Origin of the sequence: Gottfriedia luciferensis (assembly GCF_001712755.1) — a bacterium.
Classification (GTDB): Bacteria; Bacillota; Bacilli; order Bacillales; family Bacillaceae_G; genus Gottfriedia; species Gottfriedia luciferensis_B.
In genome coordinates, this window is sequence record NZ_MDKC01000013.1 from 275,889 (window position 1) to 291,486 (window position 15,598).

Here is a 15,598-nt window from a genome sequence, read left to right on the forward strand (position 1 = left end):
CCCATATGAGCGGAGAGGAGATAAAATATATACAGGATGCATTTAATACGAATTGGATCGCACCACTTGGACCCAATGTTGATGGATTTGAAAAAGATATTATTGATTATATAGGAGCCAATGGGGCGTTAGTTGTTAGTTCAGGAACAGCTGCAATTCATTTGGCTCTTTCTTTATTAAATGTCACAAAAGGCGATAAGGTATTTTGTTCTAGTCTTACCTTTGTGGCTAGTGCTAACCCAATAATTTATCAAGGAGCCGAACCGATCTTTATAGACTCGGAGCCTGATACATGGAATATGTCACCAAAAGCACTTGAAAGAGCATTGCATGACTCATATTTAGAAGGAACTCTTCCTAAGGCTGTTATCGTTGTTAATCTATATGGACAAGTTGCAAAAATGGATGAAATTCAATCGTTATGCTCCAGGTATAATATACCTATTATTGAAGATGCGGCTGAATCACTTGGTTCTACTTATAAAGGAAGAGTTAGTGGTACTTTTGGTCATTTTAGTATTTTTTCCTTTAATGGAAATAAAATTATCACGACATCTGGTGGCGGAGCACTTGTCTCAAATAATACTGAGTTAATACAAAGAGCAAGATTTTTAGCCACTCAAGCTAGGGATCAAGCGCGACATTACCAACATAGTGTAGCTGGTTACAATTATAGGATGAGTAATATTTTGGCAGGGGTTGGTAGAGCTCAATTGCAAGTATTAGAGGAGCGAATTGAAGCTAGAAGAAGGATTTTTCAACGCTATTTTGAAGAACTAAAAGATTTACCAGGTCTAACTTTTATGCCAGAGTTAGCAAATACACGCAGTAACCGATGGCTTACAGCATTAACGATTAAAGAAGAAGAATCTAATCTATCAGTAAATAATTTATTAGATGCATTAGAAGAGGAAAATATTGAAGCAAGACCAGTGTGGAAGCCATTACATTTGCAACCCCTATTCAAAGGAGTTCGTTATTATCCTAATGAAGAAAATAACCATGTTGCAGAGAGATTGTTCGAAACTGGAATTTGTTTACCTTCAGGATCGAATCTATCGTTTGACGATCAAAGTAGAGTAATAAGCTGTATCAAAAAATTATTTTATAAAGTAGCTTGTAGGGAGGGCATTCTATGACAGAACAGCTGAGGTGCCAAAAATGATAGGAAAAAACATTCAGGAAATTCGTATCAAAAAGGGACTTACTTTATCAGAACTTGCAGAAAAAGCTAATATTTCTAAGTCTTATTTAAGCAATATTGAGCGTGAATTAAACGATAATCCGTCTATTCAAGTTGTAGAAAAGATTTCGAAGGTATTAGGAGTTGAATTTAGAACATTACTGGGGACTAATATAGAAAATAATAAACTCGAAAATGACTATATTGATCTTATAAAGGAATTAGTTGAAATTGGCATTGGAAGAGAAGAGTTAAGAGAATATAAAAAGGTATTTGAATTTGTAAAATGGAAGAATTCTAAAAATCATTGATAAGAAATGCTAAAGGGAGTTATGTATGGATAAAACAAAGCCCTTAAAGGTCCTTCATGTTGTTGGTGCAATGAATAGAGCAGGGACCGAAACAATGCTAATGAATATATATCGAAATATAGATCGGACCAAAATTCAATTTGATTTTATTTCTTATAGTCAAAAAGAAGCACACTATGACGAAGAAATAGAAAGATTAGGCGGACGTATTATAAGATTGGTAAAAACATACTCAGTAAAAGAAGTTTATACTGCGATTAAAAAGTACGGTCCGTATGATGTAGTTCATGCACATACTTTATTTAATTGTGGTATAGCCAATTTAGCGGCTCAATTAGCAGGTGTAAAGATTAGAATATCACATGCACATACAACTTTAGATACTAATCAATCTTTAATTAGAACAATCTATAAAGGAATAATGCGAAAACTCATCAATGTAACTTCAACAAAATTGTTGGCATGTAGTAATGGTGCCGGACGATATTTATTTGGAGAGAAAGAATTAGTAAAAACAAGATATTCCTATTATCCGAATGTAATAGACTATACAAAATTTCTAGAACCGCCATTAAAAGAAGTGAAGAAATTCAAAGAAGAAGCAGATTTAGAAAATAGTTTTGTAATTGGTCATATCGGTAGGTTCATGGATGCAAAAAATCACTTGTTTTTAATTGAGATAATGAAGAACATTTTAAAAAAGCAAAAAAACATTTCCTTGTTATTAGTCGGTGATGGGGAATTAAGAGTAGGTATTGAAGAAGAAGTTAAAAAGTTTGGAATCGATGAGAATATTAAATTTGTAGGTATTAGGGAAGACATACCAACGCTATTACATAGTATGGATTTATTTGTTTTTCCATCTTTGTACGAGGGATTAGGACTTGTTCTTTTAGAGGCGCAAGCAAGTGGTATACCTTGTATTGTATCTGAAGCAGTACAGCCTGAGGCAAACTTAAATATCGGACTAGTAGAACAGCGCATGTTAAGCGAAGGACCAGAGCTTTGGGCAAATACAATATTAATGAATTCTCGGAATAAGGAAGGCAATATTAACCGAATAATTAATGGATTCGAAACGGAAGGATATTCGGTTTCTAAAGGAATATCAAATTTATTGGCTATTTACCAATATTCGACAGGTGAACTAAATGAAGAAGAATATATTAGTGGCATCCTTTGATCTAGAGATTGGAGGAGTTGAGAGAAGCCTAATCAGTATGTTAAATAACTTTGATTTTAAGAGTTACACAGTTGATTTAATGCTTTATAGTCATACAGGTGAATTTATGAAGCTTTTGCCTAATAAGGCAAATCTACTCGCGGAAAGTAAGGCATATAAGACATTTCGGATGCCAGTCCTAGATGTCATAAAAAGTGGGCAATTAAGTCTTGCGTTTTCTAGACTGTTAGCAAAGTACTTGGCAAATAAAAATCACTCTTCCGAAAATGGATATAAACAAATGCAATATATGTGGAAGTATTCAGTTCCTTTTCTACCAAAGCTAAATAAGAAATATGATGTGGCAATTAGTTACCTATGGCCACATTACTTTGTAGCGGAGAAAGTAGATGCCAAGATCAAAATTGCATGGATTCATACAGATTTTTCAACAGTGGAAACAGACATTGAATTAGATGTGAAATTGTGGAGTAAGTTCAATTATATCGTAGCAGTCTCAGATGAATGCAAACATGCATTCATAAGTAAATATTCAGAATTAGAGGACCGAGTCATCGTAATGGAAAACATTACAACTCCAGAATTGATTAACACATTAGCAAATGAAGAAGCCGATAATCCAATGGTGGAAGATGCAAGATTTAAAATTATAACTGTGGCCAGACTTTCATACGCAAAAGGAATTGATTCCGCGGTTAAAGCACTGAAAATGTTAAATGATCGAGGATACAAAAACATATGTTGGTATGTAGTCGGTTACGGGGGCGACGAACAACAAATTAAAGATTTGATAGAGGAAAATAATTTAACGGATCAGTTTATTCTTTTAGGAAAAAAAATAAATCCCTACCCATTTATAAAAGAAGCTGATTTATACGTACAACCATCTAGGTATGAGGGAAAAGCAGTTACGGTGGTCGAAGCGCAAGTTCTTTCGAAGCCGGTTATTATAACAAATTATCCAACAGCTAAAAGCCAAGTAAAAGATGGATTTGATGGTTCAATCTGTGAGCTCTCAGTCCAGGGTATTGCAGATGGTATTGAAAAACTTTACTTGGATTCCCGAATGAGAGAGCAATTAGTAACCAATTGTAAAGATACAGTTTTTAGTAATTTAAATGAACTAAACAAACTTTATAGCTTAATATAATTTGCGACAGCTTTTGCTTAAATATAAACCTGTATAAGGGAGGTTTTTCTAGTGAAAAAAAATATACTCTTTGTAATTGATTCCTTACACATAGCAGGAGCGGAAAAAAGTTTAACTACACTATTGAATTTATTAAATCTAGAAGAATACTCCGTTGATCTAATGTTATTTGCACACGGTGGTGAATTCGAGAAGCTTGTTCCTAAGGATGTAAATATTTTACCCCCCCTTAAATACACCAAATTTACTGAGCTTAGTATGACTGACTCAGTTATCAACTCATTAAAGAAATTTAAATTTGATATGCTATTTTCAAGGCTAAAGTATTCCTTTGAAATAAGGAGAAAAAACTATAGTATAGCGGAAGAAGCAAGAATATTTTGGGAAAGTGTTTCCAATGTGATCGAGAAAAATGAAAAAGTATATGATATTGCAATAAGTTATGCACAAGGTATTCCTACTTTTTACGTCGCTGATAAAGTTATAGCAAAGGAAAAATACGCATGGGTAAACGTAAGCTATCATTTAACTGATCATGAAAGGAATTTTCAAGAACCGTTTTATGATCAATATAAAAAAATTGTAGCTGTATCAAATTCTACACGTGAAATCTTCATAAAGACCTTTCCTAGTTGTTCCAGTAAAATGGAGGTTATTTTTGATATAAATAATCCAGAATTTATTAACCAAATGGCATTAAGTGGAGATAGTTATCAAGATAATTTTAATGGCATTAAAATTTTAACGATTGGTAGGTTGGCCCAACAAAAAGGTTATGATCTTGCTTTAGAAGCTTGCAAAAATCTGAAAGAAAAGGGCATTGACTTTAGATGGTATGTATTAGGAATGGGACCGTTACAACAAGAAATTGAAAAGTATATTGAGGATCATCAGTTACATACAAACTTTATCTTGTTAGGGGTAAAATCAAACCCTTATCCATATATAAAAGATGCTGATCTTTATGTTCAAACATCGAAGTTTGAAGGATTTGGTCTTGCAATTGCTGAAGCACGTATGCTAAATATTCCTATAGTTACAACTAGGTTTGACGCAGTTTATAGTCAAATGATTGATGGGAAAAATGGTTTAGTTGTAGATATGACGGCTGAAGGTGTTACAAACGGGATATTGAAATTAATCACGGATAATGAACTGAAAGAGAATATAGTAAAATTCTTGCGAGTGGAGAAAAAAGGCAATGTCGAAGAATTAGAAAAATTTTATGAGTTAATAGGTTAATGTAAGAAGAGAGAGTGAAGCCTATGAAAATAAAGATATTATTTATGATAATTAATATGAATATTGGTGGAACTGAAAAAGCACTACTAAATATGTTATCTGAGATGAATGAAGATGAATACGAAATCATTGTACTTATGTTAGAAGAGTTTGGTGGTTTTTTAAATGAATTACCAAGTAATATTCAAATTGAATATGTAAAAGATTACGAAAAAATAAAAGCTTTACTAAATAATCCTCCATTATTCGAAGCTATGGAAATATTAAAAGATGGTAAACCGGTTCGCGCTATTAATTTAATCTTTTATCACTTACTTTCAAAGATTATGAAAGATAGAAGTTCATACTTTAAATATGTATTAAAAGATTATCGCAAATTTGAAAAAGAATATGATATAGCAGTAGCTTATGCAGGTCCAATGGAGTTAATAAGCTATTTTGTTATGCACAAAATAAACGCCAAAAAGAAAGTTCAGTGGATTCATTTTGATGTAACTAAAATTTCTTTTAATAACAAGTTTGCTATAAATCTATATAAGAAGTTTGATCAAATTTTCGTTGTATCAAATGAAGGAAAAGAAAAACTTATAGAGAAGTTATCTGGAATAAAAAACAAAATAAATACATTCGGAAATATTATTTCTTCAAGTTTAATTGAAAAGATGGCGGAAAAAGAGTCAGGATTTGATGAAGATTTTAAAGGAATAAAAATTCTAACAGTTGGAAGACTTTCAATTGAAAAGGGGCAGGATTTAGCAATCAAAGTATTATCGAAGCTAAAGAAAGCTGGATACAATGTTAAATGGTATTGCATTGGAGATGGAGAAGGTAAGGTAGAATATCTCAAATTAATAGATGAGTATAATGTTTCGGAAGACTTTATTTTATTAGGTACGAAAATAAATCCATATCCTTATATGAGGCAATGCGATCTATATGTGCAGCCATCGCGCCACGAAGGATATTGCATTACTCTTTCTGAGGCAAGATGCTTTAATAATCCAATCATTACAACGAATTTTACTGGTGCAAACGAACAGCTCAAAAATCGGGAAACAGGCTTAATTGTTAATTTTGATGTAGAGGAAATGTATAAGGCAGTGAAAGAATTACTAGATAATGAGATTTTAAGAAATGAAATAAAAATAAATTTAAAAAAAGAATCCGTAGATACTACAAAGGAAATAGAGAAGTTGAACTTACTCAATGTATAACAAATTTACCTCATTAGTCATCTAGATAGATATTTTGGTTTTTTAATACTCATTTTTGGGGTGAAATATGAAGAAAAAAGTTTTATTTATGCTTAGTAGTATGAATATAGGCGGTGTGGAGAAATCTCTTCTATCATTATTATCAGTAATTCCAAAAGATAAATATGATATTACGCTCCTACTCTTAGAGAAAAAAGGGGGATTTTTTGGGAATATCCCAGATTGGGTTAATGTAGTAGAAGCTACATGGTTTACCACAATTAAAGATATTATATTACAACCTCCACACAAAACTTTGAAAGATTACTTTCATAATAAGCAATACGTAAAAATGCTATCTTTTTTAAGTAAATACCTAATTTCAAAAAAAACTTCAGATCGAAATATTTATTATCATCATATTTTTAAGGATGTTCCAAAAGATTTAACTTTGTATGATGTAGCTATAGCATATCAAGGTCCTACTGACATCATTGATTATTATATCGCCAACAGAGTAACTGCTAAAAAAAAGGTGTCATGGGTTCACTTCGATGTTTCAAAACATCTAATCAATACGAAATTATATAAAAAGCTTCATAAAAAGTTCGATAAGATCTTTGTTGTTTCAGAGGAAGCAAAGAAAAGGCTAATTGAAAAATTACCACAAGATGTAAATAAAACAGAAGTATTTAAAAATATACTTTCATCAAGTGTCATTAATAATATGTCTTTAGCAGAGGTTGACTTTGATAATAGTTTCATAGGAATAAAAATTTTGACGGTTGGAAGGCTCTCCATGGAAAAGGGTCAAGATATGGCTATAAAGGTATTATCAAAATTAATTGAAAATGGATACAACGTGAGATGGTATTGCATTGGTGAAGGTGAGGATCGCAAGGAGTACGAGGCATTAATTCATAAACTTGGGTTAGAATCCAATTTTATCCTATTAGGTGCAAAACAAAATCCATACCCGTATGTAGCGAATGCTGATCTTTATGTACAAACTTCTAGACACGAAGGTTTCTGTCTTACTTTAGCTGAAGCTAGGTGTTTACATAAACCAATCGTTACTACAAATTTTACAGGTGCAAATGAGCAAATTACTGATAATTACGATGGGTTAATTGTCAAATTTGACCAAGATGAGTTATTTGAAAAAATAACATATTTAATTAATAATCCTGGAAAAAGTGAGGATTTATCTAGAAATCTATTAAACGAAATTGTAGATACTACTTCTGAAATAGATAAGTTATATCAATATATCGGATAAGATGGAGTGAAATTAATGAATCCAAAAATGAGTATTATTGTTCCTGTATATAAAGTAGAACCCTATCTTCATAAGTGTATAAATTCATTATTGGATCAGACGTTTGCTGATTTCGAATTAATTCTAGTTAACGATGGATCACCAGATAAAAGTGGGGAAATTTGTGAACTTTATGCTTCTAAAGATAATAGAATTAAAGTAATTCATAAAGAAAATGGTGGGCAGGCCAGCGCTAGAAACATGGGATTAGATATAGCAAAGGGCGATTATATAGGATTTGTTGATAGTGATGACTATGTTGAAAGTGATATGTTTGAATCATTAATTGAGAATGCAATGAAATTTGAGGCAGATGTTGTTGAGTGCGGCATAAAAATTGTAAATGGAAATAAGGTAGAACAAATTCAAAATAATAATCAAGTTGAAATTGGTGATAATATATTCGCTTTAAAAGGACTATTAAACAATGGATACAGGAATTCAGTTTGTAATAAGTTGTACAAAAAAGAAATCTTTGATGATCTTAGATTTCCAAATAAGTTATATGAAGATGGCTTTTTAGCATTTAAAATATATTATTTGGTAAAGAAATACGTATTTATTGGTACAAGTAAATATTATTACGTACAAAGAAACGAGAGTACAATGTCAAAACAAGAAAAATTCACTTTAAGGAACTTAGATGGCTTAGAGTGTGACGAAGAGAGATTTCATTTTATACGGGAACGAGTTAGTGAACAATCATTACTTACTTTATCAGAATCTTATTTTTTTACTCGTATTTTATTTTTTTATCAAAAACTACTTAACAATAAAGAAATTGATCCAAATAAGAAATATAGAAATGATTTAAAAAACAAAATCTTAATAAGTTACCGAGAATTTTTAGTAAATCCAAATTTAAAGAAATTTTATCCTATAGTTAAGACTTCGAAGTTAAATATTAACAAGTTTAACTTTATATTTACGAATTATATGTGGGGATTAAATTACCTTTTAAGAACATACTCTAATATTCGTAAAATATTAATAATGGAAAGGATAGTGAACAAATGAATCCCAAAATAAGTATTATTGTTCCTGTGTATAAAGTAGAGCCATATATACATAAATGTGTGGATTCAATCTTAGTTCAAACGCTAACTGACTTTGAACTTATCCTTGTCGATGATGGATCACCCGATCAGTGCGGAATAATATGCGATGAGTATGCTAAAAAGGATAATCGAATAAAAGTAATTCATAAGAAAAATGGCGGGCAAGCAAGTGCTAGAAATGCTGCTTTAAACATTGCTAAAGGCGATTATATAGGATTTGTAGATAGTGATGACTGGATTGAACCGGATATGTATGAACTACTTTATAATATTTGTATTGAGAATGACTGTGATATTGCAAACTGTACGAGTATCGTTCATTATAACGACAAAACAATCGTAAATGGATCAGAGCCATTAACAATTCATAATCGAAGTCAAGCAATGAAGGCATTATTTGAAGGTGCACTATATGATGAAGTTGTTTGGTCGAAATTAATGAAAAGAAAGCTTTTGGAAAACCTTAGATTTCCAGAAGGGATTATGTATGAGGATACTGCATTTACTTATAAAGTAATTAATGAGAGTGAAAAAGTATGCTATATAGGTGAACCAAAATATCACTATATTAAGCGTGAAAATAGCACAATGGATCTGGCAGTAAAGAATAAAAGTATTGATGCAGTACTGATTTACGACGACATCTATCGTTATGTAAGTCAATACTATCCGGAACTAAAACCAATCATAACATTAAAACTGGCTAATAATGCTATGGCTGTTTTAAACACAATATCACTAGATCCAAATCATATTGTATATCAAAATGAATACAAAAAAGTAACCGAGATTTTAAACAATTACTTCACCGAAACAATCAAACTAAAAGAGTATGTTACAAATGTAAAAATATTATTATTTGCAACACGCATTCACCCTATTTTGTATAAGTTAATAATTAATTTCCTATCAAGGAGAAAAAGAGGATGAGCATATACCGAAAAATGTATGTGTTAGGTTCGAAAATAAAAATAAGAAGTATTGAACAGATTACCACCCTATTTAATGGAATGGTTTTTTTATTTTCTAGACAACCTTCTATAAAAACAACCGATGAAAGTTTAAGCCTAATTGTTCAAAATAAATGTTCTATAAGTAGGTATGGCGATGGTGAATTCAATTTAATGAACGGAAAAAGCTTAAGATTTCAGCCATATTCAGAGGAGTTAAGCCTGAGATTAAGGGAAATTATCAAAAGTAATCAAGAAAATCATGAAGTCTTTATTCCAAATGTTTTTAAAAGTGTTGACTGGTGTACAGACAAATCAAGAAATTATTGGACCCGTTACTTAAATTTAAATCGATATAAGATCTATAAACTACTACAAAAGAACAAGGTCTATTATGATTCATTGGTCACTCGCCTTTATATAGACTATAAGGATAAAAGTCAGGCTGAGTTTAGGTTTAAGACTTTTAAAAAGCTGTGGCATCAAAAAGAGGTCATTATGATCGAAGGCGAGCAAAGTAGACTAGGGATTGGAAATAATTTGTTCGATAATACCAAATCAATAAAAAGAATTTTATGTCCAGCTACCGACGCATTTGCAAAGTATGATCAAATATTTGAAGAGGTAATAAAACACGATAAGTCAAAACTAGTATTAATTGCTCTTGGACCTACAGCTACGGTATTAGCTTATGACTTGGCTAACTATGGCTATCATGCAATTGATATTGGCCATATTGATATCGAATATGAATGGTTTTTAAATAAAGCTGTAGAAAAGGAAGCAATTAAAAATAAATATGTAGGTGAAGTTCCCGAAGGTACTGATGTTCATGGAATCAATGACATTAAGTATGAGGAAGAAATTATCTCTAGAATATCGTAATTTTAGAATAGGGTGACATTGAATGGCTTGTGAAATTTCAATAATCGTTCCTGTATATAAGGTAGAAAATTATCTTAATAAATGTATCGATTCAATACTAGGGCAGACATTTAAGGATTTTGAACTAATACTAGTAAATGATGGATCGCCTGATAATTGTCCGAAAATCTGTGATGACTATGCGTCCACCGATCAACGAGTAAAAGTGATTCATAAAGAAAATGGTGGTTTATCATCAGCGAGGAATGCTGGTCTTAAAATAGCAAAAGGAAAGTATATTGCATTTGTGGATAGCGATGATTTCATCCATTTAAAAATGTATGAAGTCTTGCATAGTAATGCAAAGCAATATTCATCAGATATTGTGATTTGTGACTATTTAAAAGTAAATGAAGGAGATGTACTCAACTCAGATGAACCTAATCTTCGATATAAAGAAGAACATTATACGAACATAGAAGCTTTAAACGAATTATACGGAAATAAAGGAGTCAAATTTGTCGTTGTTTGGAATAAATTGTTCAAAAAACACTTGTTTGACAATTTAGAGTTTGAAGAAAACAAAATCCACGAAGATGAATTTATCGCTCATCAATTACTTTATAAAAGCTCGAAGATAACATACATACCTATACAATTACACTTTTATTTACAAAGAAAAAATAGCATTACACAGGCCGAATTTTGTATTAAACATCTAGACTTTATTAAAGCATATAAAGAAAGAGTCAACTTTTTTATGACAATAAATCAGTTTGATCTACAAAAAAAAGCTGAGTATAGTTATATACCATTATTTTTTAGGTATTATTACAAAGCAAAAAATGAAGTACCTAATAGTAGAGAAGAGTTAAAAAGATTAAAATCAGAATTCTGCTTTAGTCTTTTTTCATTTATAAAAAATCCATACTTTATAAAAAAAGAAAAAATAGGTTGGTTTATTTTTGTGATCAATACGAGCTTATTTGATAGTTTAGTTCAAAAAAGACTAAGAAACTTTTAAAAAATTAGTTTACTAGTCTTATTTATTTTTAAAAGGGTGATAAATTTGAAGTCTTCATTAAGTAAATTACTAATGCTTTTTAATAAAAAAGAAAAGAATAAACTTTTAATATTATTTCTCATGATGATAGCTGCAGCAGTATTTGAAACGATTGGAATAGGAGCAATCTTCCCTTTTGTAGGGATATTAACCGATCCAAAAGTAATCAAAGAACAAGCTATTTTATCATTTATTTATAAATTTCTTCATTTTCAATCGGTAAACGGATTCATCGTATTTGCAGGTATAGCACTACTTGCAGTATTTTTTATTAAAAATATATACTTACTAATATTTAACCATTTACAAGTACGTGTCATTTTAAACCAACAAGTTAGATTATCAAGAAACTTGTTTAAAGAATATTTAACGAAACCATATATATTTCATTTAGAAAGAAACACATCAGAATTACTTCGCAATATAAATACAGAAATTACTAAAGTATTTCAAGGAATCATCATTTCGGGTTTTCAGTTATTAACAGAAATTCTTGTTACTTCATTTATATTAGTTTTGTTAATTATTACTGCTCCTTTAGCAACAATAATTGCTTCGACTTTACTGGGTGGAAGTGTATTCCTATTTTTTAGGTATTTTCGTAAAAAGATTAGTCGCTTAGGTACTGAACAACAAGAAGTAAATGCTGCTATGATTAAATGGGTAAATCAGGGATTAGGTGCTAGTAAAGAAGTTAAGGTATCGGGTAAAGAAGACTTCTTTGTAAATGCTTTTACTAATCAAAGTCAAAAAAGTGCAGGAAATAGTAGACAATTAAATATATTAAATCAAGTTCCAAGATATTTTATTGAAACAACTATGGTAACAATCGTACTAATCACGATGTTAATAATTGTCTTTAAGGGTAGTAATACTACAAGTCTAGTTTCAACTATGGCACTCTTTGCTATGGCAGCATTTCGTTTAATGCCTTCAATTACCCGTATTGTAGGGTTTATAACTGCGATACGTTATTCAGAACCTGCGTTATCAATCATTTATGAAGATTTATTCCTAAATAAAGATCACCTCATAAATATTGACGATCAAATTAGCAAGGAAAATTCAAAAGTGGTTGATCATAATGATAGAGTTTTCACTCAATCCATTAAATTGAACAATATTTCCTTTAAATATCCTAATCAGAGAGACTTTTCAGTTAAGGATGTATCTTTAACTATTCCAATTGGTCAGTCTGTGGCATTTATTGGTGAATCCGGTGCTGGTAAAACAACACTAGTTGATATCATATTAGGGTTATTCCATCCCGAAAATGGTGAAATCTTAATTGATGGGAATGATTTAAACAATCAAAGAGAACTGTGGAAACAAAAAATTGGTTATATTCCCCAATCAATTTTCCTATCAGATGATACAATTCGAGGAAATATTGCATTTGGATTAGATGAGGACCAAATTGATGAGAGTGCAGTGTGGAGAGCGCTAGAGCAAGCTCAATTAAAGGAATTTGTGAAATTACTTCCTGAACAATTAAACACAACAGTAGGTGAAAGAGGAGTAAGGCTTTCAGGTGGACAACGCCAACGTATTGGAATTGCTAGGGCATTATACCACAATCCAGAAATAATTTTTATGGATGAAGCAACATCTGCACTGGATAATGAAACAGAAAAAGAAATTATGAAAGCGATCGATGGCTTAAAGGGAGAAAAAACTTTAATTATTATTGCGCATCGTCTGAGTACAATTGAAAACTGTGATATTGTTTTCAAATTGAATAAAGGTAGATTAGTAACAGTTGACCATAAATTAAAGCACTCGGTTATTTAATAATGGAAAATATCTAATTTAAACTATTATTAAAGGAGGTACGTGATGTTTAGGAGAGGATTAGAAAAAATAAAAAATAAAGTGGCTGAAACTTGGTATTGGCATGGATTTTATGGGAATTTAATTAGGGAGATGGAAAAGAAAATAGTTCCAAGAGACGAAAAGAATGAAGTTCCTTTCGTAAATAAACCTGGGATTGCATTTTCGTTTGATGACAGTTTTAGAGTAGGACATTGGTATAAATATGGTATGGATTTATTTGGGTATTATGATGTGAAAGTAACATTTAATATTAATGCCTTTCACCAATTTGAGGGTGGAAGGGAACATAATCAAAAGGAAATAGATCAGTTACTAGAATTACAAGCAAATGGTCATGAACTTGCTCACCATAGCTTAAAACACCAAAATGCTAAATCATATATTAATGAATATGGTTTAGCAAAATGGGTTGAAGATGAAATAGAATCATTGTTTAAATGGATGGACAAACACTCTCATTCTAAAACAAAGGAAAAGTTTAAATTACCAGTAACCCATGCATTCCCTTTTGCAGCATATAATGATGAAATGATAAACGAGATCGTCCCGAAGTACTTTAAAGTTGTAAGGGGACATTCATCTACTAATCATTTAACACCTTTCAACCATGCTGGATTTGCACCTGCCGTTTGTATAGACAGTATATTTTTAAAGAATAAAAAGTATATAAAAAGGATTTTGAGGGTTGTTAAGAAAACTGGGCTAAATTTAATTTTAATGTCACATTCTACATTACCAGAAGATGTAAAGTGGGAAGATTTTGGATGGGGAGAAGAATCAGACCTTGCTGGAACGTGGAGAACTTCAACAAAATTAATCGAAGAAATTATAAAAGAAGCTAAAGCGCTAGGGTTTGAATTCTATACTACTGCTGAATTAGCTGGAATTGCCACTTTTATAGATAAAAACTTAGAAAGGTGTATCAGACAGCATCTTCATAATCCAAATGTAAAATGGATAACTATTTCTGAATTGAGCTCGATAAAGGAAATAGATTTAAGCGGTCAAAATATTTCAAATTTAGACGGTTTACAATATCTAACTAATTTGGAGAAAGTTAACCTATACGATAATAGTATTGTGGATTATAGGCTATTAGACAGACTTAGTAAGTTAAAAGAAATAAAAATTAATAATGACCATATCGAATCTAAGACAGGGACATATTAACAAACTAATTAAATAAAAAAGGGAATGGGGAACTATGACAATAAAAAAGATCTTAAAAAGTAATAAGGTCACATTGTACTTTTATGATTTTATTAGAAATATTCGATATACTTTTATTCCTATGATTAGACCGGTCATTATACCAAATATTATGTTTAGTATTAATAAATTTTTAAGAGTGAATTGTATTAATAGAAAAAGTCATTTCGAAAAATTAAAAGACATAAAGAATAAACATCTAGGTGAAAGGTGCTTTATTGTAGCAACGGGACCAAGCTTGAAAATTGAAGATTTGGAAAAACTTCGTGGCGAAATTACTTTTAGTATGAATTCAATTTGCCTCGCATTTGACGAAACAGACTGGAGACCAACATATTATGGGATTCAGTGTATTGGAAATTATCTTAGGTTTGAAGAAGATATTAAAAATTTGGATTCAGAATGTAAATTCATTGGTGAACCTATTTTAAAAAGAGCGGAGATCCCAGAAGAATATTATGTTTATCCAATGAACATGTTAAATCATTATTGGCTGCATACGGAGTATAATACAAAGTTTAGCGACGATGCATTTGCAGTAGTGTATGATGGTTATTCAATAGCTTATTCACTTATACAAATTGCAGTTTATATGGGATTTAAAGAAATCTATTTGCTTGGCGCAGATTGCAACTATTCTAGTGATCTAAATCATCATTTTAAAAATTACGATTGCTTTGATCCCACTTATTCAGTTGCCGGAATAAAAATGATTCATGCGTATAGTGTGGCAAAGAAATATGCGGATTCAAATAATATTAAAATCTTTAACGCTACTAGAGGAGGAATGCTGGAGATATTTGAAAGAGTTGATTTAGATGATGTTATAGCGAACAATAAAAGAGAAAAATCTTTACAACCTTTATCATAATTTAATATCCTAAAACACTTAAAAAGTATTATAATCAAATAAAAAATGAAAGGCGTTTAATAAGATGAAAATTTTTGAAATAAGATGTTCTTAATTAAGAAAATAACATTCTCATTAGACTTCTTAATACATTTTTTTAGTGTTTGTTCAAAAGTTGTTTCCAAATATTA

At 30.9% G+C, this 15,598-nt stretch carries 14 protein-coding genes; all 14 read left to right on the plus strand.

What is annotated here, in order from left to right:
• The first annotated feature begins 5 nt into the window (after nucleotides 1-5).
• The 14 genes from BED47_RS11560 to BED47_RS11625 all read left to right on the plus strand — a co-directional run bounded on the left by BED47_RS11560 (nucleotide 6) and on the right by BED47_RS11625 (nucleotide 15,428).
• Nucleotides 6-1,139 carry a DegT/DnrJ/EryC1/StrS family aminotransferase gene (locus tag BED47_RS11560; protein WP_069033837.1) on the plus strand — a complete coding sequence of 378 codons (1,134 nt, stop codon included), beginning with the start codon at nucleotides 6-8 and terminating at the stop codon, nucleotides 1,137-1,139.
• Nucleotides 1,140-1,161: 22 nt separating this feature from the next.
• Nucleotides 1,162-1,494 carry a helix-turn-helix domain-containing protein gene (locus tag BED47_RS11565; RefSeq protein WP_069033776.1) on the plus strand — a complete coding sequence of 111 codons (333 nt, stop codon included), beginning with the start codon at nucleotides 1,162-1,164 and terminating at the stop codon, nucleotides 1,492-1,494.
• Between the two features lie 25 nt (nucleotides 1,495-1,519).
• The gene (locus tag BED47_RS11570) at nucleotides 1,520-2,677 is read left to right on the plus strand and encodes a glycosyltransferase family 1 protein (protein ID WP_069033777.1); all 1,158 of its coding nucleotides are present in this window, start codon (nucleotides 1,520-1,522) and stop codon (nucleotides 2,675-2,677) included.
• Nucleotides 2,646-3,827: a glycosyltransferase gene (locus tag BED47_RS11575; RefSeq protein WP_069033778.1), complete on the plus strand. Its 1,182-nt coding sequence runs from the start codon at nucleotides 2,646-2,648 to the stop codon at nucleotides 3,825-3,827. The genes BED47_RS11570 and BED47_RS11575 overlap by 32 nt, the downstream gene beginning before the upstream one ends.
• A 51-nt stretch (nucleotides 3,828-3,878) precedes the next feature.
• The gene (locus BED47_RS11580; RefSeq protein ID WP_069033779.1) at nucleotides 3,879-5,069 is read left to right on the plus strand and encodes a glycosyltransferase; all 1,191 of its coding nucleotides are present in this window, start codon (nucleotides 3,879-3,881) and stop codon (nucleotides 5,067-5,069) included.
• A gap of 23 nt (nucleotides 5,070-5,092) precedes the next feature.
• On the plus strand, nucleotides 5,093-6,283 hold the full coding sequence (locus tag BED47_RS11585) for a glycosyltransferase (protein WP_069033780.1): 1,191 nt from the start codon (nucleotides 5,093-5,095) through the stop codon (nucleotides 6,281-6,283).
• 67 nt (nucleotides 6,284-6,350) lie between these two features.
• Entirely contained in the window at nucleotides 6,351-7,541 is a 1,191-nt protein-coding gene (locus BED47_RS11590; protein ID WP_069033781.1) for a glycosyltransferase, read from the plus strand.
• A 15-nt stretch (nucleotides 7,542-7,556) separates the two neighbouring features.
• Nucleotides 7,557-8,597, plus strand: a complete 1,041-nt coding sequence (locus BED47_RS11595; protein WP_069033782.1) for a glycosyltransferase family 2 protein — start codon at nucleotides 7,557-7,559, stop codon at nucleotides 8,595-8,597.
• Entirely contained in the window at nucleotides 8,594-9,568 is a 975-nt protein-coding gene (locus tag BED47_RS11600) for a glycosyltransferase family 2 protein (protein WP_069033783.1), read from the plus strand. Before BED47_RS11595 ends, BED47_RS11600 begins: the two co-directional genes overlap by 4 nt.
• Nucleotides 9,565-10,473 (plus strand): SP_1767 family glycosyltransferase, encoded by a 909-nt coding sequence (locus BED47_RS11605; protein WP_069033784.1) that lies wholly within the window; start codon nucleotides 9,565-9,567, stop codon nucleotides 10,471-10,473. Before BED47_RS11600 ends, BED47_RS11605 begins: the two co-directional genes overlap by 4 nt.
• Before the next feature lie 22 nt (nucleotides 10,474-10,495).
• Nucleotides 10,496-11,476, plus strand: a complete 981-nt coding sequence (locus BED47_RS11610) for a glycosyltransferase family 2 protein (protein ID WP_069033785.1) — start codon at nucleotides 10,496-10,498, stop codon at nucleotides 11,474-11,476.
• A gap of 36 nt (nucleotides 11,477-11,512) precedes the next feature.
• On the plus strand, nucleotides 11,513-13,306 hold the full coding sequence (locus BED47_RS11615) for an ABC transporter ATP-binding protein (protein WP_439097781.1): 1,794 nt from the start codon (nucleotides 11,513-11,515) through the stop codon (nucleotides 13,304-13,306).
• 45 nt (nucleotides 13,307-13,351) lie between these two features.
• Entirely contained in the window at nucleotides 13,352-14,518 is a 1,167-nt protein-coding gene (locus BED47_RS11620) for a polysaccharide deacetylase family protein (RefSeq protein WP_069033787.1), read from the plus strand.
• Between the two features lie 34 nt (nucleotides 14,519-14,552).
• Complete coding sequence (locus BED47_RS11625; protein WP_069033788.1) at nucleotides 14,553-15,428, plus strand: 6-hydroxymethylpterin diphosphokinase MptE-like protein; 876 nt, start codon at nucleotides 14,553-14,555, stop codon at nucleotides 15,426-15,428.
• Nucleotides 15,429-15,598: the final 170 nt, after the last annotated feature.